18 protein-coding genes and 1 riboswitch are annotated in these 21772 nt (G+C 70.6%); of the genes, 8 read left to right on the top strand and 10 right to left on the bottom strand.

Annotated features, from left to right (window positions below; all coding sequences use genetic code 11):
• Positions 1 to 250: 250 nt before the first annotated feature.
• The 4 genes from EV148_RS16355 to EV148_RS16345 form a co-directional block, all read right to left on the bottom strand.
• Positions 251 to 2224, bottom strand: a complete 1974-nt coding sequence (locus tag EV148_RS16355; RefSeq protein WP_158287516.1) for a hypothetical protein — start codon at positions 2222 to 2224, stop codon at positions 251 to 253.
• A gap of 322 nt (positions 2225 to 2546) precedes the next feature.
• Positions 2547 to 2696, bottom strand: a complete 150-nt coding sequence (locus EV148_RS18745) for a hypothetical protein (protein ID WP_182518690.1) — start codon at positions 2694 to 2696, stop codon at positions 2547 to 2549.
• Between the two features lie 838 nt (positions 2697 to 3534).
• Positions 3535 to 4380 (bottom strand): helix-turn-helix transcriptional regulator, encoded by an 846-nt coding sequence (locus EV148_RS16350; protein ID WP_131999925.1) that lies wholly within the window; start codon positions 4378 to 4380, stop codon positions 3535 to 3537.
• A 160-nt stretch (positions 4381 to 4540) separates the two neighbouring features.
• Entirely contained in the window at positions 4541 to 5326 is a 786-nt protein-coding gene (locus EV148_RS16345) for an isocitrate lyase/PEP mutase family protein (protein ID WP_131999924.1), read from the bottom strand.
• A gap of 459 nt (positions 5327 to 5785) precedes the next feature.
• On the opposite strand from EV148_RS16345, the gene EV148_RS16340 reads away from it, so the two are divergent.
• From EV148_RS16340 to EV148_RS16310, 7 genes are all read left to right on the top strand, one after another.
• Entirely contained in the window at positions 5786 to 6220 is a 435-nt protein-coding gene (locus tag EV148_RS16340) for a helix-turn-helix transcriptional regulator (RefSeq protein ID WP_131999923.1), read from the top strand.
• A gap of 43 nt (positions 6221 to 6263) precedes the next feature.
• The gene (locus EV148_RS16335) at positions 6264 to 6671 is read left to right on the top strand and encodes a VOC family protein (protein ID WP_131999922.1); all 408 of its coding nucleotides are present in this window, start codon (positions 6264 to 6266) and stop codon (positions 6669 to 6671) included.
• 245 nt (positions 6672 to 6916) lie between these two features.
• A complete protein-coding gene (locus tag EV148_RS16330; RefSeq protein ID WP_131999921.1) occupies positions 6917 to 9316 on the top strand; it encodes an ATP-binding cassette domain-containing protein in 2400 nt (799 codons plus the stop codon).
• 353 nt (positions 9317 to 9669) lie between these two features.
• Positions 9670 to 11454 carry a phosphoenolpyruvate carboxykinase (GTP) gene (locus tag EV148_RS16325; RefSeq protein WP_131999920.1) on the top strand — a complete coding sequence of 595 codons (1785 nt, stop codon included), beginning with the start codon at positions 9670 to 9672 and terminating at the stop codon, positions 11452 to 11454.
• A gap of 374 nt (positions 11455 to 11828) precedes the next feature.
• The gene (locus tag EV148_RS16320) at positions 11829 to 12389 is read left to right on the top strand and encodes an RNA polymerase sigma factor (RefSeq protein ID WP_131999957.1); all 561 of its coding nucleotides are present in this window, start codon (positions 11829 to 11831) and stop codon (positions 12387 to 12389) included.
• A gap of 57 nt (positions 12390 to 12446) precedes the next feature.
• Positions 12447 to 12923 (top strand): hypothetical protein, encoded by a 477-nt coding sequence (locus EV148_RS16315; RefSeq protein ID WP_131999919.1) that lies wholly within the window; start codon positions 12447 to 12449, stop codon positions 12921 to 12923.
• 15 nt (positions 12924 to 12938) lie between these two features.
• Positions 12939 to 13844: a DUF4097 family beta strand repeat-containing protein gene (locus EV148_RS16310; RefSeq protein WP_131999918.1), complete on the top strand. Its 906-nt coding sequence runs from the start codon at positions 12939 to 12941 to the stop codon at positions 13842 to 13844.
• 298 nt (positions 13845 to 14142) lie between these two features.
• Here the strand turns inward: EV148_RS16310 and EV148_RS16305 are convergent, their stop codons facing one another.
• From EV148_RS16305 to metX, 3 genes are all read right to left on the bottom strand, one after another.
• Positions 14143 to 15312 carry a homoserine dehydrogenase family protein gene (locus EV148_RS16305; protein ID WP_131999917.1) on the bottom strand — a complete coding sequence of 390 codons (1170 nt, stop codon included), beginning with the start codon at positions 15310 to 15312 and terminating at the stop codon, positions 14143 to 14145.
• On the bottom strand, positions 15309 to 16487 hold the full coding sequence (gene metB, locus EV148_RS16300; protein WP_131999916.1) for a cystathionine gamma-synthase: 1179 nt from the start codon (positions 16485 to 16487) through the stop codon (positions 15309 to 15311). Before metB ends, EV148_RS16305 begins: the two co-directional genes overlap by 4 nt.
• Before the next feature lie 147 nt (positions 16488 to 16634).
• Entirely contained in the window at positions 16635 to 17693 is a 1059-nt protein-coding gene (gene metX / locus EV148_RS16295; protein WP_131999915.1) for a homoserine O-succinyltransferase MetX, read from the bottom strand.
• 83 nt (positions 17694 to 17776) lie between these two features.
• Positions 17777 to 17914, bottom strand: a riboswitch (SAM riboswitch).
• A 589-nt stretch (positions 17915 to 18503) separates the two neighbouring features.
• On the opposite strand from metX, the gene EV148_RS16290 reads away from it, so the two are divergent.
• Complete coding sequence (locus EV148_RS16290; RefSeq protein WP_131999914.1) at positions 18504 to 20108, top strand: peptide chain release factor 3; 1605 nt, start codon at positions 18504 to 18506, stop codon at positions 20106 to 20108.
• A gap of 75 nt (positions 20109 to 20183) precedes the next feature.
• Here EV148_RS16290 and EV148_RS16285 read toward each other — a convergent pair whose 3' ends face one another.
• The 3 genes from EV148_RS16285 to EV148_RS16275 all read right to left on the bottom strand — a co-directional run bounded on the left by EV148_RS16285 (position 20184) and on the right by EV148_RS16275 (position 21569).
• Complete coding sequence (locus tag EV148_RS16285) at positions 20184 to 20363, bottom strand: hypothetical protein (RefSeq protein WP_131999913.1); 180 nt, start codon at positions 20361 to 20363, stop codon at positions 20184 to 20186.
• A 215-nt stretch (positions 20364 to 20578) separates the two neighbouring features.
• Complete coding sequence (locus EV148_RS16280; RefSeq protein ID WP_131999912.1) at positions 20579 to 21010, bottom strand: hypothetical protein; 432 nt, start codon at positions 21008 to 21010, stop codon at positions 20579 to 20581.
• Between the two features lie 4 nt (positions 21011 to 21014).
• Positions 21015 to 21569: an RNA polymerase sigma factor gene (locus EV148_RS16275; protein ID WP_131999911.1), complete on the bottom strand. Its 555-nt coding sequence runs from the start codon at positions 21567 to 21569 to the stop codon at positions 21015 to 21017.
• Positions 21570 to 21772 lie beyond the last annotated feature (203 nt).

Genomic DNA, 21772 nt, shown 5'->3' with positions numbered 1-21772 from the left:
CGGCGTCGCGATGCATTGCGGCGTGGCGGTCGCGCACAGGGTGCGCTCCTACGGGGAGCGTCGTGGCAGAAGGTGCTCGGGTGGGCGATGGAGGTGTTGTAGGAGCCCAGCCTGGCGACCGAAGCGTCGCGATGCATTGCGGCGTGGCGGTCGCGCACAGGGTGCGCTCCTACGGGGAGCGGCGTGGCGAAGGTTGTACGGGGGTTGCCCTCTCCCGCGAAAGCGGGAGAGGGGCATGGCCGTGGTGCGATCAGCGGGCCGGGGTGAGCGTGAGGTTGTCGATCATCACGCGCGGTGCCGAGGGCTGGTCGTTGTAGGTCGCGTAGAGGCGCAGGCGGTCGAAGCGTGCGGCTTCGACGTGCATCGACGCGGTCACGATGTTGTCGCGGCCACCGAGGTCGGAGATCGTGATGCGGTCGGATCCGACGAGTTCCTCGCCGAGCATCGCGTCGAGGTGAAGCACGATGCCGCCCCATGGGCCGTTCTCGTAATAGGCGAGGTCGAAGCGCGCCGCGGAGGCGGGCGTGGCGAGGTCCATCACCGCGCGGCTGAATGCGCCGATCGAGAAGTTGTTGCCGTTGATGTAGCCGTTGCCGAACGTCAGCATGTTCGGCGAGCTGCCGACGCCGGGGAAGTCCGGATAGAACAGCGTCGCGTTCTCGATGATGAAGTCGCTGCCGATCTCGTCGGCGGTCGCGGTGGAGCCGCTCGGGAAGACGACGTCGAGGCCGTTGCAGTCGTGGTAGTGGATGCCGTCGTAGTCGAACGCGTTGCCGTAGAAGCCTTCGACGAGGTCGTCGTAGTCGACGACGTGCGGCTCCACGCTGGCGCCCTCGAAGCCGTCGGCGAAGATGCCGTCGTCGACGAGGCGCACGGCGCCGAGGTCGACCAGCATCGACGATGCGTTGCGCTTGACCGAACCCGCGACGACGGGCACGTCGTCCTGAAGCGTCAGCGCGGTCGCGTCGCTGTACACGCCGTCCGGCGCGAGGTCGACCTCCGCGATGCCGGCGTCGCCGAACGTGCTGTCGAGCACGCCGTGCGCGTCGGTGCGGAACGCGACGAAGGCCGAGCGGCCGGGCACGCTCTCGACCGCCGAGGCGACGAGGTGGCCGTCGGCCTGGCGCACGAGGCCGGTCACGTAGCGCGTGGTCGCGTCGCGGGCGAAGTCGATCTGCACGTAGCCGGTCGCAGCGGGGCCGAACGTGGTATCGGTGCCGCCATCCGGCGTGACCGCGCCGAGCATGACCTGCACCGAGCCCTTCGCGTCCTGGCGGTGGCCCGCGAACACGATCGAGCCGTCGGCGGCGACGAGCAGCTTGTCGACGCCGTTGAAGGTGGACTCATCGTCGCGCGCATGGAACACGCGCCAGCCGGTGCCGTCGAAGCTCGTGTCGGGCTGGCCGTTCGCGGTGAAACGCGCGAGCGAGAAGTCCGCGCCGAGGCCCGGGCCGTAGGCTTCGTACGCACCGCCGGCGACGAGCGTGCCGTCGGCGCCGATCGCGAGCGCGCCGATGTAGCCCGATTCATCGTCGTTGCGCGGGGCGAGTGCGGCGAAGCCGGCTTGGCCGAACGTGATGTCGAGCAGGCCATTGGCGTTGAAGCGCGCAAGGAACGCCTCGTTCGGCGTCGCGGTGGCCGAGCGTTCGCCCGCGACGATGATGCCGCCGTCGGCATCGACGACCATCGCGTGGCATTGCGCGCGCGGGATCGAGGCAATACCGGTGCCATCGGCGAACGTCATGTCGCGCGCGCCGTTGGCGTCGAGGCGGATCACGAAGCAGGTCTTCGGCCCGAAGATCTGCGCGCTGCCCGCCGCGAGCACGGTGCCGTCGTCGAGCCGCGCGAGCGCTTCGATCTGCTGCACCGCCCTGCCCGTCACGAGGTCATCCATGACGCGGATGCCGGGCAGCGCGGGGTTGGTGTTGAAGGTGTCGTCGGGCGTGCCGTCAGCGCGCAGGCGCGCGAGCATCGCGCGCATGCGCGGGTCGGGGTTGCCATCGACGAGCAGGTTGCGCGAACCGCCGAGCAGCAGGGAGCCGTCCGGCAATGTCAGCGCCGCGCCGGCGCGCAGCTGGTGGCCTTCGATGCCATCGAGCGCGAGCCAGGCGAAGCCGTGGTCGCCGAAGGTGGGGTCGGGTATGCCGCCGGGTGCGGCCGTGGCGATGCTGCTCGCAGCGGCGAGCGAAAAGGCGAGGGAAAACAAGGGAAAGCGAAGAGGCATGCACGCGATTCCGGAAACGGCCGTGGAGCCGGCCATCGACCAGAACGGAGTGCGGCGGGGAAAGCTATCGCATCGCGATGGATGGAATCGCGTTGCGATGCGCGGGGATGCCGCGACGGCATGAGGGAACGCCTCGCGCCGCGAATGTAGTAGTGCACCCTGTGCGCGACGGAGCGGCCGCGCGGGTCAGTGATACCGAGGCGACCCGTGACGCCGCGGTCGCCCGCAGGGCAGCCTCCTACAGCGAATGCCTCGCGCAACGACGGTAGGCGCGCCCTGTGCGCGACCGCGGCATCCGGGTTCGCGTCGGCGCTGGCGCGCCTTACTCCTTCGTCGAAGCCGAAACGTACGCTTCCTTGAGCTTCGTCGCACACTCCTCGCAACACACCTCGACGGTGCGGCCGCCGAGTTTCACGTTGATCACGCTGTCGTCGAGCGGGCAGTCGCAGGCGGCGCAGGTCTTCTGGGTCATGGCAGGCTCCGGTGGTGTGGATGACGGATGGAGTGTGCGCCGATCGGCTGCGCGGCGCTGTCGGAATCTTTAGCGCGGCAGCCCGCGAATGACACGACGCCCCCTCTCCCGCTTGCGGGAGAGGGTTGGGGTGAGGGGCATTCGGAGCGCTGCGCTCCGATCTCCCCTCACCCGCCGCGCTGCGCGCGTCGGCCTCGACTGGCGCAGGCGCGGCCTCGAGGGTGCGGGCGGCGGCACGCGCGGCGCGCGTACCGCCCTACGCGCGAGCCCGCGCCAATGGCGAGCATGTAGCGGGCTCCCGCGAGCGGGAGAGGCGAAGCGAAGGGCGCGCCATGGTGCCCGGCGGGAAGGCGAAGAGCGCCGCGATGTTCCCCCTCTCCCGCTTGCGGGAGACGGTTGGGGTGAGGGGCATTCGGAGCGCTGCGCTCCGTTCTTCCCTCACCGCCGCGCGGCGCGCGTACCGCCTCGACTGGCGCAGGCGCGGCCTCGAGGGTGCGGGCGGCGGCACGCGCGGCGCGCGTACCGCCCTACGCGCGAGCCCGCGCCAACGGCGAGCATGTAGCGGGCTCCCGCGAGCGGGAGAGGCGAAGCGAAGGGCGCGCCATGGTGCCCGGCGGGAACATGGTGCCCGGCGGGAAGGCGAAGAGCGCCGCGATGTTCCCCCTCTCCCGCTTGCGGGAGACGGTTGGGGTGAGGGGCATTCGGAGCGCTGCGCTCCGTTCTTCCCTCACCCGCCGCGCCGCGCGCGTCGGCCTCGACTGGCGCAGGCGCGGCCTCGAGGGTGCGGGCGGCGGCACGCGCTGCGCGCGTACCGCCCTACACGCGAGCCCGCGCCAACTCAACCCTTGCGCTGGCGGCGTGCGATCACCGCGTCGCGGAACTCCGACGGCGAGCGCCCGTACGCCTGCTGGAACGCGGCGCTGAAATGGCTGTGGCTCGAGAAGCCGAGTTCGAGGCCGAGCTGGGCGAGGTCGTCGACGTCGGCGAGGCGATCGAGGGCGCGGGCGAGGCGCAGGCGGAGTTGATAGCGGTAGAGCGGCAACGCTTCGACCTGGGCGAAGGTCTGCGTGAGATAGACCGGCGACACGCCGACTTCGGCGGCGATCTCGGCGAGGGTCCAGCGGCGCGAGAGATCGCTCGCGAGCACGAGCTTGGTGCGGTCGGCGAGGCGCTGGCGGCCGGTGGTGGAACCGGCGACGTGCGCGGTGCGGGGCCCCAGCGAACGCGTGACGAGGGTGAGAGCGAGGCTTTCGGCTTCGAGCGGCTCGGCGATGCCTTCGCGCAGGCTGTGGCGCAGCATCGCGACGAGCGCGGATGCGCGCGCGTCGAGGCGCAGGCGTTGTTCGGCGAAGACGAAGGCATCTCCCTCGCACAGCAGCGCCGGCGGCGTGAGCTCGCGCAACATCGCTTCCTCGACCTGCACGACGAGGCTCGCATCGCCGCCGGGCACCGGGTGGTGCGTGCGATAGGTCGTGCCGGCGTTGGCGAGCAGCACCTGGCCCGCTTCGGCCACCGCGAGTTCGTCGCCGTCATGGCGCACCCAGAGGCCGCGGTACGGGAAGACGAGGTGTGCGCTCTCTTGCCAGGATGCATCGCCCGCGTGGTCGCCGCTGCCGTCGCAGACCACGTCCCACACGGCGACGATGCCGGTGCGCAGGAGCGGGGCGATGTGGAAGGCGTCCATGCGCGCGATGCTCTCACATCGCTTCGATGCGACGAAGGCATCGCGGCTGAAGCCGCGCCTCAAAAAGCGCGGATGCGCGAGTCGCTCGTGTAGGGCGGTACGCGCGCCAGCGCGTGCCGCCGCGGCGTGGCGCGGCGGGACTCGCTGCGCTCGACCCGCCCTACATGCTCGTCGCATACACCTCGCGCGCCTGCGCCTGCAACGCCTGCATCGCCTGCGCGTAGGGGCCGGGGCCGTGGCTGACGCGCGCGACGCCGCAGCGCGCGAGCACGTCGACGGGTGGCGTGTTCGGCATCACCATGATGTTGAGCGGCAACGGCGATGCATTCGCGAGGCGTTCGATCAGCGCGGCATCGGCGAGCCCGGGTGCGAACAGCCCGTCGGCGCCCGCATCGGCATAGGCGCGGGCGCGTTCGAGCGCAAGTTCGACCGCGGCGACGTCGTGCGGCACGCCCTTGCGGAAGAACACGTCCGTGCGCAGGTTGATGAAGAAGCGCGGCAATGCCGCATCGGCCGCGGCGCGCGCAGCGCGGATGCGCGCGACCTGCGCGGCGACATCGCGCAGCGAGCCGTCGGCGGGTTCGCTGTCCTCGAGGTTGCAGCCGATCGCGCCGGCTTCGATCACGCGCGTGATCGTCGCGGCGACCGCGGCGGGGTCGGCGCCGTAGCCGCTCTCGAGATCGATGCTGACGGGCACGTTCACCGCGTTGGCGATGCGCTGCGCGTTCGCGATCACGAGGTCGAGCGGCAGCTTCTCGCCGTCGCCGTAACCGTGCGCCGCGGCGACCGACCAGCTGCCGGTCGCGATCGCGGGCGCACCGCCCGCGGCGACCGCGGCGGCGCTGCCGGCATCCCAGGCGTTGAGCAGCACGAACGGGCGGCCGCGCACGTGCAGGGCGTGGAAGGCGGCAGCTTTGGCGGCGGCGTCGGCGATGGTCGTATTCATGGGCGTTCCTTTGGGCCAGGGATATTGCGCGATGGGTGAGCGATGGCGGCAGTGGACCATGGCGGGCGTGGTGGACGCTGTCAGGTTCTTTAGCGATGCGCGGTAGACGATGTGTCATCACCGGCAGGAGCGCACCTGTGCGCGACCACCGCGTTCCGGCGTAGTGCGGTGCTGCGGTCGCCCACAGGGTGGGCTCCTACAGGTGAAGCGCGTGCATGTCGTATGGCGCTGAGGGCATCGCGCGCGCCCACGGAAGCGGAGCCGGAGTACGTTACTCGCGTAGGGCGGTACGCGCGGCAGCGCGTGCCGCCGCGGCATCGCGGCATCGCGGCGGCGCGCGGCGGGACTCGCTTCGCTCGACCCGCCCTGCGACGGTCGACCGGAACGCCAGCGGGTGCGGGAGCGAACGCGCACTCCCCGCGCTTGAGCGCGCCGGCCCCGCCGTGGCAGGCTGCCGCGATGAGTCCCCGCAACGTCCCATCGACGCAGCTGCGCGATCTCGCGCGGCTGCGGCGCGTGCGCGATCGCATCGATCGCGACTACGCGCAGCCGCTCGACGTCGAGGCGCTCGCGCACGGCGTGCACATGTCGGCGGGGCACCTCAGCCGGCAGTTCAAGCTCGCCTACGGCGAGTCGCCCTATTCCTATCTCATGACCCGGCGCATCGAGCGCGCGATGGCGCTGCTGCGCGGCGGCGCGAGCGTGACGGACGCGTGCTTCGCGGTCGGCTGCGCCTCGCTCGGCACGTTCAGCACGCGCTTCACCGAGCTCGTCGGCATGCCGCCGAGCGCGTATCGCGCGCAACAGGTCGACGGTGCGGCGCCGGGGATCCCCTCGTGCGTCGAGAAGCAGGTGACGCGACCGGTCAGGAATCGAGAAGCGCCGGTGTCGTGAGCCGCCTAGCATCACGGCCTCCACCCACCACGAGAGCCCTGCAATGGACATCCGCATTCACGCGAGCTTCCTCCCGCACAACGACCCCGACGCCGCACTCGCGTTCTACCGCGACAAGCTCGGCTTCGAGGTGCGCAACGACGTCGGTTACGGCGGCAAGCGCTGGATCACGGTCGGCCCGAAGGGGCAGCCGACGTCGATCGTGCTGTACCCGCCCGACGCGAGCCCCGGCGTCACCGACGACGAGCGGCGCACGATCGCCGAGATGATGGCGAAGGGCACGTTCGGCATCGTGCTGTTCGCGACGAAGGATCTCGACGCCGACTTCGAGCAGCTGCAGGGCAAGGACGTCGAGATCGTGCAGGAGCCGACCGACCAGCCGTACGGCGTGCGCGACTGCGCGGTGCGCGATCCCGCGGGCAACATGATCCGCATCCAGCAGTTGGCGTGATCGCTGGCCCCTCTCCCGCGGGCGCGAGAAGCGAAGGGCGCGCGATGGTCTGCCTCGGGAGAGGCGAAGGGCGCCGCGATGTTCCCCCTCTCCCGCTTGCGGGAGAGGGTTGGGGTGAGGGCATTCGGAGCGTTGCGCTCCGTTCTCCCCTCACCCGCCGCGCTGCGCGCGTCGGCCTCTCCCGCGTGCGGGAGAGGCGAAGATCAAGCCCACGAACCCCGCCCCTGGAACGGACTCGAACCCCGATGAGCAAGCCCGCACGCAAATCCGCACCGGACGCCGCCACCGCCGCCGATCGCCATGACCTCATCCGCGTGCACGGCGCACGCGTCAACAACCTCAAGGATGTCAGCGTCGAGATCCCGAAGCGGCGCCTGACCGTGTTCACCGGCGTGTCGGGCTCGGGCAAGAGCTCGCTCGTGTTCGGCACGATCGCGGCGGAGTCGCAGCGGCTCATCAATGAGACCTACAGCGCGTTCGTGCAGGGCTTCATGCCGACGCTCGCGCGGCCCGACGTCGACGTGCTCGACGGACTCACCACCGCGATCGTCGTCGACCAGGAGCGCATGGGCGGCGACCCGCGCTCGACCGTCGGTACCGCGACCGATGCGAACGCGATGCTGCGCATCCTCTTCAGCCGCCTCGCCAAGCCGCATGTCGGGCCGCCGGGCGCATTCGCGTTCAACGTGCCGTCGGTGCGCGCGGCGGGTGCGATCACGGTCGAACGCGGCAGCCGCACGAAGACCGTAAAGGAAACCTTCAACCGCCTCGGCGGCATGTGCCCGCGCTGCGAAGGGCGCGGCGCAGTCAGCGACATCGACCTCACCCAGCTCTACGACGCGAGCAAGTCGCTCGCCGAGGGCGCGCTGACGATCCCCGGCTACAGCATGGACGGCTGGTTCGGGCGCATCTTCAGCGGCTGCGGCTTCTTCGATTTCAGGAAACCCATCAACAAGTATTCGAAGAAGGAACTGCACGACCTGCTCTACAGGGAGCCGACCAGGATCAAGGTCGACGGCGTCAATCTCACCTATGAAGGGTTGATCCCGAAACTGCAGAAGTCGATGCTGTCCAAGGACATCGATTCGCTGCAGCCGCACGTGCGCGCGTTCGTCGAGCGTGCAGTCACGTTCCAGACCTGCCCCGAGTGCGGCGGCACGCGCCTCGCCGAGCATGCGCGCACGGCGAAGATCGGCAAGCTCACCATCGCCGATGCGTGCGCGATGCAGGTGAGCGACCTCGCCGCGTGGGTGCGTGGATTGAAGGAGAAGTCGGTCGCGCCGCTGCTCGACGCGCTCGCGCGCACGCTCGATTCGTTCGTCGACATCGGCCTCGGCTACCTCTCGCTCGATCGCCCGTCCGGCACGCTCTCCGGCGGCGAGGCCCAGCGCGTGAAGATGATCCGCCACCTCGGCTCCTCGCTCACCGACGTCACCTACGTGTTCGACGAGCCGACGATCGGCCTGCACCCGCACGATATCGCGCGCATGAACGCGCTGCTGCTGCAACTGCGCGACAAGGGCAACACCGTGCTCGTGGTCGAGCACAAGCCCGAAGTCATCGCGATCGCCGACCATGTCGTCGACCTCGGCCCGGGCGCGGGATCGCACGGCGGCACGGTCTGCTTCGAAGGCCGCGTCGAGGGCCTGCGCGCGAGCGGCACGGTCACCGGCCGCCACCTCGACGATCGCGCGGCGCTGAAGGCGAACGTGCGCAAACCGAACGGCCAACTCGCGGTACGGGGTGCAAGCACGCACAACCTCAAGAAGGTGAATGTCGACATCCCGCTCGGTGTGCTCGTCGTCGTCACCGGCGTCGCGGGCTCGGGCAAGAGTTCGCTGATCCATGGGTCGGTGTCCGGCCGCGACGGCGTCGTCACGATCGACCAGGGTTCGATCGGTGGCTCGCGCCGCAGCAACCCGGCGACGTACACGGGCCTGCTCGATCCGATCCGCGCGGCGTTCGCGAAGGCGAACGAGGTGAAGCCCGCGCTCTTCAGCGCGAACTCCGAAGGCGCGTGCCCGACCTGCAATGGCGCGGGTGTCGTCTACACGGACCTCGCGATGATGGCCGGCGTCGCGAGCGTGTGCGAGGAATGCAACGGCAAGCGCTTCCAGGCCGAGGTGCTCAAGCTGAAGTTCGGCGGCAAGGACATCAGCGAGGTGCTCGCGATGCCGGTGAGCGAGGCGCTCGCGTTCTTCGGCGCGGGAAAGGCGCACATCGCGGCCGCGCACGCGATCCTCGAACGCCTCGCCGACGTCGGCCTCGGTTATCTCAGCCTCGGACAGCCGCTGACGACCCTGTCGGGCGGCGAGCGCCAGCGCCTGAAGCTCGCCACGCACCTCGGCGGGAAGGGCGGCACGATCGTGCTCGACGAGCCGACCAGCGGCCTGCACCTCGCCGATATCACGCACCTGCTCGCCCTGCTCGACCGCCTCGTCGATGCGGGCAAGTCGGTCATCGTGATCGAACATCACCAGGCGGTGATGGCGCACGCGGACTGGATCATCGACCTCGGCCCCGGCGCGGGACACGACGGCGGGCGGATCGTGTTCGAAGGCACGCCGGCCGAGCTCGTCGCGAAGCGATCGACGGTGACGGGGGAGCATCTCGCGCGGTACGTGGGCCCGCGGAAGTCGCGGTGAGGCTGTTCCCCCTGCAGGAGCCCACCCTGTGCGCGACCGCAGCGTCGCGATGCCCGTGGCGCGACGGTCGCGCACGGGGTGCGCTCCTGGGTGTTCGTGCCTGCCGCCTGCGACGGATTGTCGCAGCCGGGCACCACGCGGCATCGGTCGCGACCGCCGCGTGTCCCCGCGCCACGCGCACGCCGTGAAAGCGTTTACACCTTGTCCCGACGCGGCCTCGCGCGTGGCTCGCCGAGACCCGCTCCGGACCCGCGCGGACGGCCGGATGCGGCGCCCTGCCTTGCATGCTCGCCGGGCCGGGGCTACCGTCGATCCTTCCACACTTTTTCGCGGGGCGCATGCGCCCGGAGACCATGGCCAGCAAGCTCAAAGCCCTGAACGACTGGGTCGACGACGTCGCCCGCCTGACCCGACCCGACAGCATCCGCTGGTGCGACGGCTCGGATGCCGAAGCCGCCGCGCTGCGCGCCGAGATGCTCGCCGACGGCACCCTCGTCGAGCTCAACCAGGACACGCACCCGGGCTGCTACCTGCATCGCTCGAACCCGTCCGACGTCGCCCGCGTCGAGCACCTCACGCTCGTCTGCTCGAAGAACCAGGAAGACGCCGGCCCGAACAACCACTGGATGGACCCGGCCGAAGCGCACGCGAAGATCGACGCGCTGTTCGACGGCTGCATGCAGGGCCGCACGATGTACGTGATGCCGTACTGCATGGGGCCGATCGATTCGCCGCTGTCGCGCTGCGGCGTCGAGATCACCGACTCGCCGTACGTGGTCGCCAACATGCGCATCATGACGCGCATGGGCGCCGCGGCGCTCGCGCGCATCGAACGCGAGGGCACGTTCGTCAAGGGCCTGCACTCGATCGGCGAGCTCGACCCCGAGCGCCGCTTCATCATGCATTTCCCCGAGGAGCTCACGATCAAGTCGTACGGCTCCGGCTACGGCGGCAACGCGCTGCTCGGCAAGAAGTGCCATGCGCTGCGCATCGGCTCGTGGCAGGCGCGCCAGGAAGGCTGGCTCGCCGAACACATGCTCATCGTCGGCATCGAGAACCCGCAGGGCGAGACGCACTACGTCGCCGCGGCGTTCCCGTCCGCGTGCGGCAAGACCAACCTCGCGATGCTGATTCCGCCGGAAGGCTACCGCAAGGCGGGCTGGAAGGTCTGGACGGTCGGCGACGACATCTGCTGGATGCGCCCGGGCAAGGACGGTCGCCTCTACGCGATCAACCCGGAAGCGGGCTACTTCGGCGTCGCGCCGGGCACGAGCCGCTCGACCAACCCGACCGCGATGGAGACGATCGCGCACGACACGATCTTCACCAACGTCGCCGTCACCGCCGACAACCAGCCGTGGTGGGAAGGCCTGCCGCACGGCACGCCGGTGACCGACTGGCAGGGTCGTCCGTACGATGCGGCCAATGGCCCTGCCGCGCATCCGAACTCGCGCTTCACGGTGTCCGCGAAGCAGTGCCCGAGCTGGTCGCCGCACGCGGAGGACAAGCAGGGCGTGCCGATTTCGGCGATCGTGTTCGGCGGCCGCCGGCCCTCGCTCGTGCCGCTCGTGTTCGAAGCGCGTGACTGGACGCACGGCGTGCTCGTCGGCGCCGCGATGGGTTCGGAGACGACCGCGGCCGCGACCGGCGCGGTCGGCGTGCTGCGTCGCGATTCGATGGCGATGAAGCCGTTCTGCGGCTACAACTACGGCGACTACTTCGCGCACTGGCTGTCGTTCGACAAGCCGGGCGCGAAGCTGCCGAAGATCTTCCACGTCAACTGGTTCCGCAAGGGCGACGACGGCAAGTTCCTCTGGCCGGGCTACGGCGAGAACCTGCGCGTGCTCGAGTGGATCATCGACCGCTGCAAGGGCGCGGTCGGCGCGCAGGAGACGCCGATCGGCCACGTGCCGCGCAAGGACGACCTGCACCTCGACGGCCTCGCGATCGACGGCACCGCCCTCGACACGCTGCTCGAGGTCGACCCGATGGGCTGGGCCGCCGAAGTCGCCGACATCGGCCACTACCTCGACTCGTTCGGCGCGCGCACGCCCGAGAAGCTCAAGGCCGAACAACGCCGCGTCGCCGCGGCGCTCGCGAATGCGGGCGCGCCTGCGCGCAAGGTCGCTGCGGGCTGACGCTACGCCTGCAGGAACCCACCCTGTGGGCGACCGCGGCATCGGGGTCGCTTCGTGATCACCGACCTGCGCGTTGACCGGTCGCGCACAGGGCGCGCCTACGTCGGATAGGCGGCGTACGGCGTCGTCACGCCTGCAGGAGCCCACCTGTGGGCGACCGCGGCATCGCGGCCGAGCTCGGCGTCACCGACCCGCGCACGTGCGCCTGCATCGGATGGGCGGACGCATGGCAGGTGAGCCCTCCGCTCGTCCAGCTGCGTCCCGGCCTGCCCGCGGGACGGATTGCCCCGCGTCCGGGCCAATCCTTAAACCCTGCGCCCCGCCGGGGCATCCAAGCTGGCAAGATGAACGCCTGCCTTGCCATGCCCTTGCCGATGAGCGATGTGCCCCGAGCCGAAGCTGTCAGCGAATCGGCCGACACCGAACTGGTGCGCCGCGCTGCGGCCGGGGACATGCGTGCGTTCGAGGCCCTGTACCGCCGCCACGCGGGTCGCGTGCACGGCGCCGTGTGGCGGCTCAGCGGCATGAACGAGGCGCGCGCGGAGGAGCTCACCCAGGAAGCGTTCGTGCGCGCCTGGCAGAAGCTCGACAGCTTCCGCCATGAAAGCGCGTTTTCCACCTGGTTGCATCGGCTCGCGGTCAACGTCGCGCTGATGGACCTGCGCAGCCGCGATCCCGAGGACGCGGTCGAGAGCGACGTGCTCGAGGCCGCGACCGAACCGGTCGTGCCGTTCTGCGCCGGCGAGCGCTCGGACCTCGAGCAGGCGGTGGCGAAACTGCCGCCGCGCGCCCGCGCGGTGCTGGTGCTGCATGATGTGGAAGGCTGGAAGCACGAGGAGATCGGTCGCGAACTGGGCATGGCGGTCGGCTCGTCCAAAGCACAATTGCATCGCGCGCGCGGCCTGCTGCGCGCGATGCTCGGAGAGGTTTCGTGAGCGTGCGGCCGGGATGGTCGCTTTCCCAGCGCGATCATGGAGATCGCCGGAGGTCGTATGACGGACTTTGAGATCCAGCGCGGACTGCGCCAGATGAACACGCCGCGGATGCCGCAGGCGGACCTTTGGCCGGGCATCGCGGCGCGCATCGCCGCCGCCGACGCGGCCGCGGCACCCGCCCCGGCACGTCGCCGGCACTGGTTGCCGTTCGCCGCCGCGGCGGGCGTGCTGCTCGCGGTCGCCGGCGGGTTCACCGCGTACACGCTGCAACGCCAGCGCGCCGCCGACGCATTCGTCGCCGACACCGCGAGCCCGCTGCCGGTACGCGTGTCGCCGCGCGATGCGCACGATCTCTCGCGCGCACCCGGCGGCGATCCGCGCCTCCTCGGCGCCGCGGTCGTGCTCGATGCCGCTCATGCCGAACTCGAACAGGCCCTCGACCAGCGCCCAGACGCTGTGTTCCTGGTCAGCCTGCTCAACCGCACCAATGCACGTCGCATGAAACTCGAACATTACGGCGCGCGCGCCGGCTGACCAAGGAGCCTCGTCATGAAAGCCGCCGCATCCACCGCGCTCGCGCTCGCCATCGCCTTCGCCCTCGGCGACGCGCGCGCGGGCACGCCGATCAACGAACACCGCGACGTGAGCCCGACCGCGCAGATCGACGTCTCCAACGTCAAGGGTTCGGTCACCGTCAGCGGCTGGGACAAGCCGGAGGTGTCGATCACCGGCACGCTCGGCGACGGCGCGAAGAAGCTCTCGGTCGAAGGCAGCGCCGACCACCTGCGCATCAAGGTCGAGCCGCCCGACCGGCAGGGCTGGTTCAGCTGGGGTGCGGACACGCGCATGAGCGACAGCGTGCTCGACGTGCGCGTGCCCAAGAATGCGGAGATGAAAATCGAAGTGGTGAGCGCCGACGTGACCCTCAGCGGTGTCGCCGGCCGTCGCCTCGACGTCGACGGCGTCAGCGGCAAGCTGCGCCTGGAGAGCAGCGCGAAGGAGGTCGAGATCGACAGCGTCAGCGGCGACATCGACATCACCGGCAACGCCGAGCGCGCGCATGTGGAAACCGTGTCGGGCAACATCCGCGCACGCGGGCTCGGTGGCCAGGTGAAGTTCGACACCGTCTCCGGCGACGTCGATGCCGAGAACGCCGGTTATCGCGAGATCACCGCGGGCACCGTCTCCGGCGACGTCAGCCTGCGCGGCAAGCCGGACGCGGGCGCGCGCGTCGAGGTGGAAACGATGAGCGGCGACGTGCACCTGTTCCTGCCCGCCGACCTGTCCGCGCGCGTCAATGCGTCGAGCTTCAGCGGCCGCATCCGCAGCGACTTCGGCACCGTGAGCGAACCCGAGCACGGCCCCGGCAGCAGCCTCGAAGTGACCACCGGCAGCGGCAGCGGCCAGGTGAAGCTCGAGACATTCAGCGGCGACATCGACATCCGCAAGCAATAGGAACGAAAAGCATCGCGGCTTCCGCCGCGCCCGCACGAGCGCGGCGCCTGTCACCTGCAGGCGCACCCTGTGCGCGACCGTCGCGCCTCGGCGCATCGCGACGCTGTGGTCGCCCACGGGTGAGCTTCTACCGTTGCACCGCGCGGGCGACGGGCGTTCATCCGTGCGCCCCGAGCGCAGGCCGCAGGCCCGGAATCGACGCGCCGTTGCCTCGACGGCGGGCGCTTCGACTGCGCCTGCTTCGCGGGCTCCCGCACAAACGCGGCGCATGTCACCGGCAGGAACGCACCCTGTGTGCCTACGCGTGCGCCACGCGGCCGCGGATCGCGAGCAGGTCGCCGAGCAAGGCCTGCGCCGTCACCTCGGGCCCTGCACCCGGCCCGCTGATCACGAGCGGCTGGGCGCGATAGCGCGTGGTGGTCAGCGCGAACAGGTTGTCGGTGCCGGCGAGGCGTGCGGCCGGATGCGTCGGCTCCACTTCGGCGAGGCCGACGCGCGCAGCGCCGTCGTCGTCGATGCGCGCGAGGTAGCGCAACACGCAGCCCTTCGCGGCGGCGGCGGCACGGCGTGCTTCGAGGGTCGCGTCGAATTCGCCGAGGCGGGTCAGGAACGTCGCGACGTCGACCCCGCGCAGCGCTTCCGGCACGAGGCTTTCGATCGACACCTCGTCGGCGTCGATCGCATGTCCGGCGCTGCGCGCGAGGATGAGCAGCTTGCGCGCGACGTCGGTACCGGCGAGATCGATGCGCGGGTCGGGCTCGCTGTAGCCGAGCGTGCGCGCCTCGCGCACGAGGTGCGAGAACGGCCGGCTGCCGTCGTAGTGGTTGAACAGCCACGACAGCGTGCCGGAGAACACGCCTTCGAGCGCGATGAGCCGATCGCCGCAGTCGCGCAGGCGCCGCAGCGTCGACAGCACCGGCAGGCCGGCGCCGACGGTCGCCGCGTCGCCGTAGACCGCATTGCCGGTCGCGCCCGCGCGGCGCAGGTCGTGGAACGCCGCGTACGTGCCGCCGAGCACGGCCTTGTTCGCGCTGACGACGTGCAGGCCGCGTGCGAGCCAGTCGGCGTGGCGCGCGGCGACCGCATCGGCCGCGGTCGCGTCGACGACGATGCGCTGCGCCGCGCCGCTCGCCGCGAGCGCCGCGACCAGCGCGTCGTCGTCGCGCACGGCGGACGCGCCTTCCAGCAGGCGCGCCGCCTGCAGCGGCACGAGCCCGCGCGGGTTGGCGTGCTGCACGCGCGAGTTGGCGATGCCGACGAGGTGCAGGCCCGCGGCGGCCGGCGTCGCGAGCAGGCGCAGCAGCGTGCCACCGACGACGCCGGTGCCGAGCAGCACGAGCGCCGCGTGGCGTGCATCCGTTGCAGCGGACGTGCGCGCGCGTGCGCGCGGAGTGGCGTGCGGGGCCTGCACGGCTTCGTCCACGGCGGGCGTGCGGACGGCCGCCGCATGCTTCGGCAACGCGCTCATGCGCGCACCTGTTTTCGCGTCGCGACCGCGGCACGCGCGAGCGCCGCCTCGAGGTCGGCGCAGAGGTCGGCGCCATCCTCGATGCCGGCCGACACGCGCAGCAGCGCATCGCCGATGCCGGCCGTGCGCCGCGCCTCCGGCGCCATCGATGCGTGCGTCATCGTCGCCGGATGCGCGATGAGGCTTTCGACGCCGCCGAGCGATTCAGCCAGCGAGAAATAGTCGAGCCCGTCGAGGAACGCCGCGATCGCCTCGTCGCCACCGAGCAGTTCGAAGCTCAGCATCGCGCCGAAGCCGGACTGCTGGCGCAGCGCGAGCGCGTGGCCCGGATGGTCGGGAAGCCCGGGCCAGTAGACGCGGCCCACCTGCGGATGCGCGTCGAGCAGCGCGGCGATGCGCGCCGCATTGTCCTCATGCGCGCGCAGGCGCGGCACCAGCGTGCGCAGGCCACGCAGGGTGAGGAAGCTGTCGAACGGCGCGCCGGTGAGGCCGAGGCAGTTCGCCCACCAGGCGAGCTGCTGCGCGGTTTCGGCATCGCGCGCGACGACGGCGCCGCCGACGACGTCGCTGTGGCCGTTGATGTACTTGGTGGTCGAATGCACGACGATGTCCGCACCGAGCACGAGCGGCTGCTGCAACGCCGGCGACAGGAAGGTGTTGTCGACCACGCAGCGCGCGCCCGCCGCACGCGCGGCCTGCGCGACGTGGCGCACGTCGGTGATGCGCAGCAGCGGGTTCGACGGCGTTTCGACCCAGACGAAGTCGGGCGCGGCAGCGAGCTCGACCGCGAGCGTCGCGGGATCGGTAAGGTCGGCGAAGCGCACGCGGAAGCGCCCCTTCTTCGCCCATGCGTCGAGCAGGCGCCAGGTGCCGCCGTAGCAGTCGTGCGCGGCGAGCACGAGTCCGCCCGTGGGCACGAGTTCGAGCACGAGGGCGACGGCCGCCATGCCGCTCGCGGTGACGACCGCGCCGGCGCCGTGTTCGAGCGCGGCAAGCGCGGCTGCGAGCTGGTCGCGCGTCGGGTTGCCGCTGCGCGAGTAGTCGTACGCGCGCTTGCGGCCGTAGCCTTCGAACGTGTAGTTGGTGCTGAGATGCAGCGGCGGCACGACGGCGCCGTGCTGCGTGTCGGATTCGATCCCCGCGCGCACGGCGCGGGTACAGGGCGTGGGGCTCATCGCGGGCTCCGGTGGAAGGCGGGTCGATCGCGGAAGGACGACCCTGTCCTTCCGCGATCCGGCGAGCCGCGGTTGCGGCCCGCTTGCAGCGAGCGACGACGGGGGTGACGTCGCTGTGATGCGGTCGTTCCGTGGACCGCATCCGTCTCAGGCGCCGAGGGCCTCGTGCAGCAGCGCGCCGATCTGGGCGGGCTCCTTGAGGAACGCGTCGTGGCCGTAGCGCGAATCGATCACGTGCAGGGTCGCCGCGGCGCCGCAGCGGCGCTGCAGGTCGCACAGGTCGGCGAGCGGCACGACGCGATCGGATGCGATGCCGACCAGCGTCGTCGGCACGCGCACCTGCTCGGGCGCGACCGCATGCAGGTCGATCGATTCGGACAGGGCGAGGAAGCGTTCGGCGTCGAAGCGCTGCGCGAAGCGCGCACCGGCTGCGGCGAGCCAGTCTTCCTCGGCGAAGCGGAAGCGGCCGTCGGCCTGGCGCGGCGGCGCGGCGCAACGCTCGGCGAATTCGCGCTCGCCGCGATACGTCGTCATCGCGAGCCGGCGCGCGAGGTCGAGCCCGGCGGCGACGTCGCCGTGGCGCGCGGCGAGGCGCACGATCTCGCGCTGGATGTTGCGCACGGCAATGCTGAGCGGATGCGCGCGGTGCGCGCCGGCGATCGCGACGAGGCGGTCGAGGCGATGCGGATGGCGCGCGGCGAACGCGAGGCCGACCATCGCGCCGTACGAGGCGCCGACGCAGGCGTGCGCGCGACGCTCGCCGAGTTCGTCGAGCACGGCGGCGATCGCGTCGGCCTGGTCGTCGCTGGTGACTGCGGACACGTCGCCGAGTTCGCCGCGCGCGAGCCAGTCGATCGACAGCACGCGCCGACATCGCAGGTCGATCGCCGCACCGTCGCCGACGATGCCGCCCCACCAGCCCGGCCCGTCGCCGCGCGCGGCGACGTGGCGGTCGGCCGAGATGCCGCCCTGCACGATCACGAGCGGCGCATCGGCGGCGCCGTGCAGCGACCAGCGCACGCGCACGTCGCGCACGTCCTGCGCGTGCTTCGGCCGCAGGCGCACGATGGATTCGCCGAGGCGCAGCCGTGGCGACGCGTCCGGTGCGGTCGGCGCGAACACGGCATCGAACGCCGCATCGATGTGCAGCGCGAGCGTGGCCGCGGCGGATTCGGCGGTGGATCGGGCTTCGGCGTGCAGGCTCATCGCGGTTCTCCGTTGCGCCCATCGGCCGCGGGGGAACCGGAAACGGAGGCGACATGCACCGGCCGCACGGCCATGCATCGCGCCACCCATCTCTCGGCGGATCGCGCGTCGCGCGTCCCCGCGGGAGTTGGCACCTGGCGGCGGCGCGGGATCATGCGATCCCCGCCCCGCTGGTTGCCCCGGCGTCGTCGGGCCTGTCCCTCGACCGGTCTTGATGAGCAGTGGCGCGCACTGTAGCGACGCGACCCGGCGTCGTCAATAGACATTTAGACGTCTATACGTCCTATATCGAAAATCGCCATATGGGCCTGGCGGCGTCGCGCCGTAGGCGCGCTCACTGCCCGGCGAGCGGGCGGAGGAAAAGCCAGCAGGGGCGCGCGCAGGAAGCGCGCGCGTTCGTTGACGACACAAGGATGTGTCGCCAACGAACCCCGTAGACCGCTCGCGTAGTCAGCGGGCAAGGAAGCCCGCTGACCGGGCCACCCGGGGTGCCCTTCTCTTTGGTTACTTTCTCTTGGGCAAGCACTGCGGCGCAGGAGCGGCGCGAACAGCGCAGCTGGCCCGAAGGGCGGAGGGCAGGATGCCCGGAGTCACAGAAAGTAGCCGGCCCGGCGGGGATGCGGGACGAACACGCACGGACGCGGGCCGGTTGTCGCGAAAGAAGCCTTGCCTGCTGCTCAAGGACAATGAAGAACAACGCACAGAAGCAGAAGCCCCCTCACCCTCCCCTCTCGCACGCGGGAGAGGGAAGAAACGCGCCCCCGCGACCCCTGATAAACTAGCGGGCTGCCCGCAACACCCCTTCACGCCATGCCCGACCACCTCATCGAAACCCGTCGTCGCCGCACGTTCGCGATCATCTCGCATCCCGACGCCGGCAAGACCACGCTCACGGAGAAGCTGCTGCTGTTCGGCGGGGCGATCCAGATGGCCGGCTCGGTGAAGTCGCGCAAGGCGGCGCGCCATGCGACGTCGGACTGGATGGCGCTGGAGAAGGAACGCGGCATCTCGGTCACCTCGTCGGTGATGCAGTTCCCGTACGAAGGCAAGATCGTCAACCTGCTCGACACGCCGGGCCACGCCGACTTCTCCGAGGACACCTACCGCGTGCTCACCGCGGTCGACTCCGCGCTGATGGTGATCGACTGCGCCAAGGGCGTCGAGGAACGCACGATCAAGCTCATGGACGTGTGCCGCCTGCGCGACACGCCGATCATGACCTTCATCAACAAGCTCGACCGCGAAGGCCGCGCGCCGATCGAGCTGCTGGATGAAGTGGAGTCGGTGCTGAAGATCCCGTGCGCGCCGATCACCTGGCCGATCGGCATGGGCTCGCGCCTCAAGGGCGTCTACCACCTGCTGCTCGACGAGGTGCACATCTTCGAGGCGGGGCGCAACTTCACGCGCCAGGACTCGACGATCTTCAAGGGCCTCGAGGATCCGGGGCTGGCCGAGCGCATCGGCGCGGAGGCACTGGCGGAGCTGCGCGACGAGCTCGAACTCGTGCGCGGCGCCTCGCATCCGTTCGATCTCGATGCGTACCGCGCCGGCCACCTGACGCCGGTGTTCTTCGGTTCGGCGGTCAACAATTTCGGCGTGCAGCTGCTGCTCGACTTCTTCGTCGAGCATGCGCCCTCGCCGCGCGGGCGTTCGACCACCTCGCGCGAGGTCGCGCCGGAGGAGGAAACGCTGAGCGGCTTCGTGTTCAAGATCCAGGCGAACATGGACCCGATGCACCGCGACCGCGTCGCGTTCCTGCGCGTGTGCTCGGGCCGCTACGACGCCGGCATGAAGATGCTGCACGTGCGCACCGGCAAGGAGGTGCGCATCGCCAATGCGCTCACCTTCATGGCGTCGGACCGCGAGATCGTCGCGACCGCCTACCCCGGCGACGTGATCGGCCTGCACAACCACGGCACGATCTCGATCGGCGACACGTTCACCGCGGGCGAGGCGCTCTCGTTCACCGGCATCCCGAACTTCGCGCCGGAGCTGTTCCGCCGCGCGCGGCTCAAGGATCCGCTCAAGATGAAGGCGCTTCAGAAAGGTCTGGCGCAGTTGTCCGAGGAAGGCGCGACGCAGTTCTTCCGGCCGCTGATGTCCAACGACCTCATCCTCGGGGCGGTCGGCGTGTTGCAGTTCGACGTGGTCGCGTACCGGCTCAAGGACGAGTATGGCGTCGAGGCCGCGTTCGAGAACGTCGGCGTCGCGACCGCGCGCTGGGTGCGCTGCGCGGATGCGAAGAAGCTCGAGGAATTCCGCGAGAAGAACGCAATGAACCTCTCGATCGACGCGGCCGGTGAACTCGTCTACCTCGCGCCGTCGCGGGTCAACCTGCAGCTCGCGACCGAGCGCTGGCCCGGCGTCACGTTCGCCGCGACGCGCGAGCACGCGCACGCGGTCGACGCCGACTGACGGGCCGGCCGCCGTCCCTGCGGCCGGCCTCGCCGGTGCCTGCGTCCATGCAGGCGCCGGCGCCGCCACACGGCGTCAGTGCAACGGGCGACGCTTGCGCTGCACCGCCATCGCGCGCTCCATCGCGGCCATGAGTTCGCGCAGTTCCTCGTCCTCGGGATTCTTCTGCACCGCGTCGCGCACGAGCGCGAGGTAGTTGTCGGCGTGGTTGAGCCACTGGATCTCGCGCAGGCGCTGGTGGGCTACGGAACGCATGGTCTTGCTCCCTTCGGCTGGATGCGGCGGGCGGAACCTTGCCGGTTCCGCGGTGCCGTTGATCGACAGCCTACGCAGGCGCGACGGCCCGCTCCGCCCCAAAGTGCGCAGTAGGCCAGTGACGGAGTTCACATTCCGGCGGATTCTGCCGGAGGCCAAAAAGCAGAACGCCCGGCGTAGGCCGGGCGTTCGTGCAATCGGGGTACCAGGCGCGATCAGCCGCCGGTGGAGAAATCCGACCTGAACAACTCGTCGCCATGCAGGGTTTTCTCGTGCGGCATGTTCGAGGCGAAGATGCGGTCGTTCGAGCTGAAGATGCGGTCCGGCGCAGCGGCCGTCGTGGAATTCGACGCGACTTCGTCCCAGTGCGTGGCCCGGTGGCCATGCAGCGCGAACGCACCGACGGCGAGCGCGCAGCATGCGGCCAGGCTGCCGACCCAGCGCAATGCGGCCGGCCGGTGGGTCGCGAACCGCTGACCACGCGCACGCACCGGATGGGCCGGGCGGCGCAGCGCGTTGACGGCGGCGGCGAGCGCCTCCGACTCCGGCTCGAGTTCGCGCAGGAGGCGACCGAGTTCGGCCTCGGGCAGCGCGGGGCGCTCGGCCGAGAGGCGGCGGTAGAGCTGGGAAAGCGACCTGTCGTTCATGGCGTCAGTCTTCGAAATCACCGTAACCCAAGTCGCGCAGCCGGGTTTTGAGTTCGTCCAGGCCGCGCGACACCAGTTTTCTCGCCGCCTCGACCGAGGCAATCCCGGCCAGGTCGGCGATTTCCTGCAAGGAAAACCCCTGCAGGTGGAGCGTGATCGGCAAGCGCCGCCGCTCCGGAATCTCGCCCAGGCACCGCTCCAGGCCTTGCATCCGTTCATTGTCGCCGGCGCTCCGCTCCGGCCCCACCGGGCCGTCGCCGAGGTCGAACACCTCCTCGTCGCTCTCCGGCAACGGTTCGGCGGCCCTTACCTGGGCCCGCCGGAGGGCGTCGATCACGGTGCTGGCCACTACCCTCTGCACATAAGACGCATGAAAGGCGCCGGACCGGTCACGCTCCATCGCATGCCAGAGGCGGATGCGGACTTCCTGCTCGATGTCGGCCGGGTCGATACCCTGCTTGTCGAGGCCATAGCCCTGCAGCAGGCGCCGCACCTTGGCCCCGTAGGCACTGAACAGCTCCTCGAGGCGGGCATGCAGGGGATCGCGCGATGGGGGCATCGGCCGGTCGGGACGGAGGGGGCGGCTATGCTCCCCGAGGCCGCCGCGCGGCGCAAGCCGGCGGGCGGTTGGCGAGCGCAAACGCCCTCATTCCGGCGAAGCCCTCGGGCCCGGCGCTTCGTGTCGGACGAAGGTGCCGGGTCTCGGCTTTCGCCGGGACGACGGCAGGGTAGCTCCGCGCTTCTGCGCTTCTGCGCTTCTGC

It is taken from the genome of Dokdonella fugitiva, from assembly GCF_004342425.1.
Lineage (GTDB): Bacteria > Pseudomonadota > Gammaproteobacteria > Xanthomonadales > Rhodanobacteraceae > Dokdonella_A > Dokdonella_A fugitiva.
The sequence above is the reverse complement of the archived record's forward strand: the minus strand, read 5'-3'. Positions and strand labels throughout refer to the sequence as shown.

Bases quoted from the DNA above. Each gene is read 5' to 3' on its own strand.
- EV148_RS16290 (WP_131999914.1), top strand. From the start codon at position 18,504: ATGCCCGACCACCTCATCGAAACCCGTCGTCGCCGCACGTTCGCGATC.
- EV148_RS16350 (WP_131999925.1), bottom strand. From the start codon at position 4,380: ATGGACGCCTTCCACATCGCCCCGCTCCTGCGCACCGGCATCGTCGCC.
- EV148_RS16345 (WP_131999924.1), bottom strand. From the start codon at position 5,326: ATGAATACGACCATCGCCGACGCCGCCGCCAAAGCTGCCGCCTTCCAC.
- metX (WP_131999915.1), bottom strand. From the start codon at position 17,693: ATGAGCCTGCACGCCGAAGCCCGATCCACCGCCGAATCCGCCGCGGCC.
- EV148_RS16340 (WP_131999923.1), top strand. From the start codon at position 5,786: ATGAGTCCCCGCAACGTCCCATCGACGCAGCTGCGCGATCTCGCGCGG.
- EV148_RS16325 (WP_131999920.1), top strand. From the start codon at position 9,670: ATGGCCAGCAAGCTCAAAGCCCTGAACGACTGGGTCGACGACGTCGCC.
- EV148_RS16305 (WP_131999917.1), bottom strand. From the start codon at position 15,312: ATGAGCGCGTTGCCGAAGCATGCGGCGGCCGTCCGCACGCCCGCCGTG.
- EV148_RS16330 (WP_131999921.1), top strand. From the start codon at position 6,917: ATGAGCAAGCCCGCACGCAAATCCGCACCGGACGCCGCCACCGCCGCC.
- EV148_RS18745 (WP_182518690.1), bottom strand. From the start codon at position 2,696: ATGACCCAGAAGACCTGCGCCGCCTGCGACTGCCCGCTCGACGACAGC.
- EV148_RS16355 (WP_158287516.1), bottom strand. From the start codon at position 2,224: ATGCCTCTTCGCTTTCCCTTGTTTTCCCTCGCCTTTTCGCTCGCCGCT.
- EV148_RS16280 (WP_131999912.1), bottom strand. From the start codon at position 21,010: ATGAACGACAGGTCGCTTTCCCAGCTCTACCGCCGCCTCTCGGCCGAG.
- EV148_RS16315 (WP_131999919.1), top strand. From the start codon at position 12,447: ATGACGGACTTTGAGATCCAGCGCGGACTGCGCCAGATGAACACGCCG.
- EV148_RS16285 (WP_131999913.1), bottom strand. From the start codon at position 20,363: ATGCGTTCCGTAGCCCACCAGCGCCTGCGCGAGATCCAGTGGCTCAAC.
- EV148_RS16320 (WP_131999957.1), top strand. From the start codon at position 11,829: ATGAGCGATGTGCCCCGAGCCGAAGCTGTCAGCGAATCGGCCGACACC.
- EV148_RS16275 (WP_131999911.1), bottom strand. From the start codon at position 21,569: ATGCCCCCATCGCGCGATCCCCTGCATGCCCGCCTCGAGGAGCTGTTC.
- metB (WP_131999916.1), bottom strand. From the start codon at position 16,487: ATGAGCCCCACGCCCTGTACCCGCGCCGTGCGCGCGGGGATCGAATCC.
- EV148_RS16310 (WP_131999918.1), top strand. From the start codon at position 12,939: ATGAAAGCCGCCGCATCCACCGCGCTCGCGCTCGCCATCGCCTTCGCC.
- EV148_RS16335 (WP_131999922.1), top strand. From the start codon at position 6,264: ATGGACATCCGCATTCACGCGAGCTTCCTCCCGCACAACGACCCCGAC.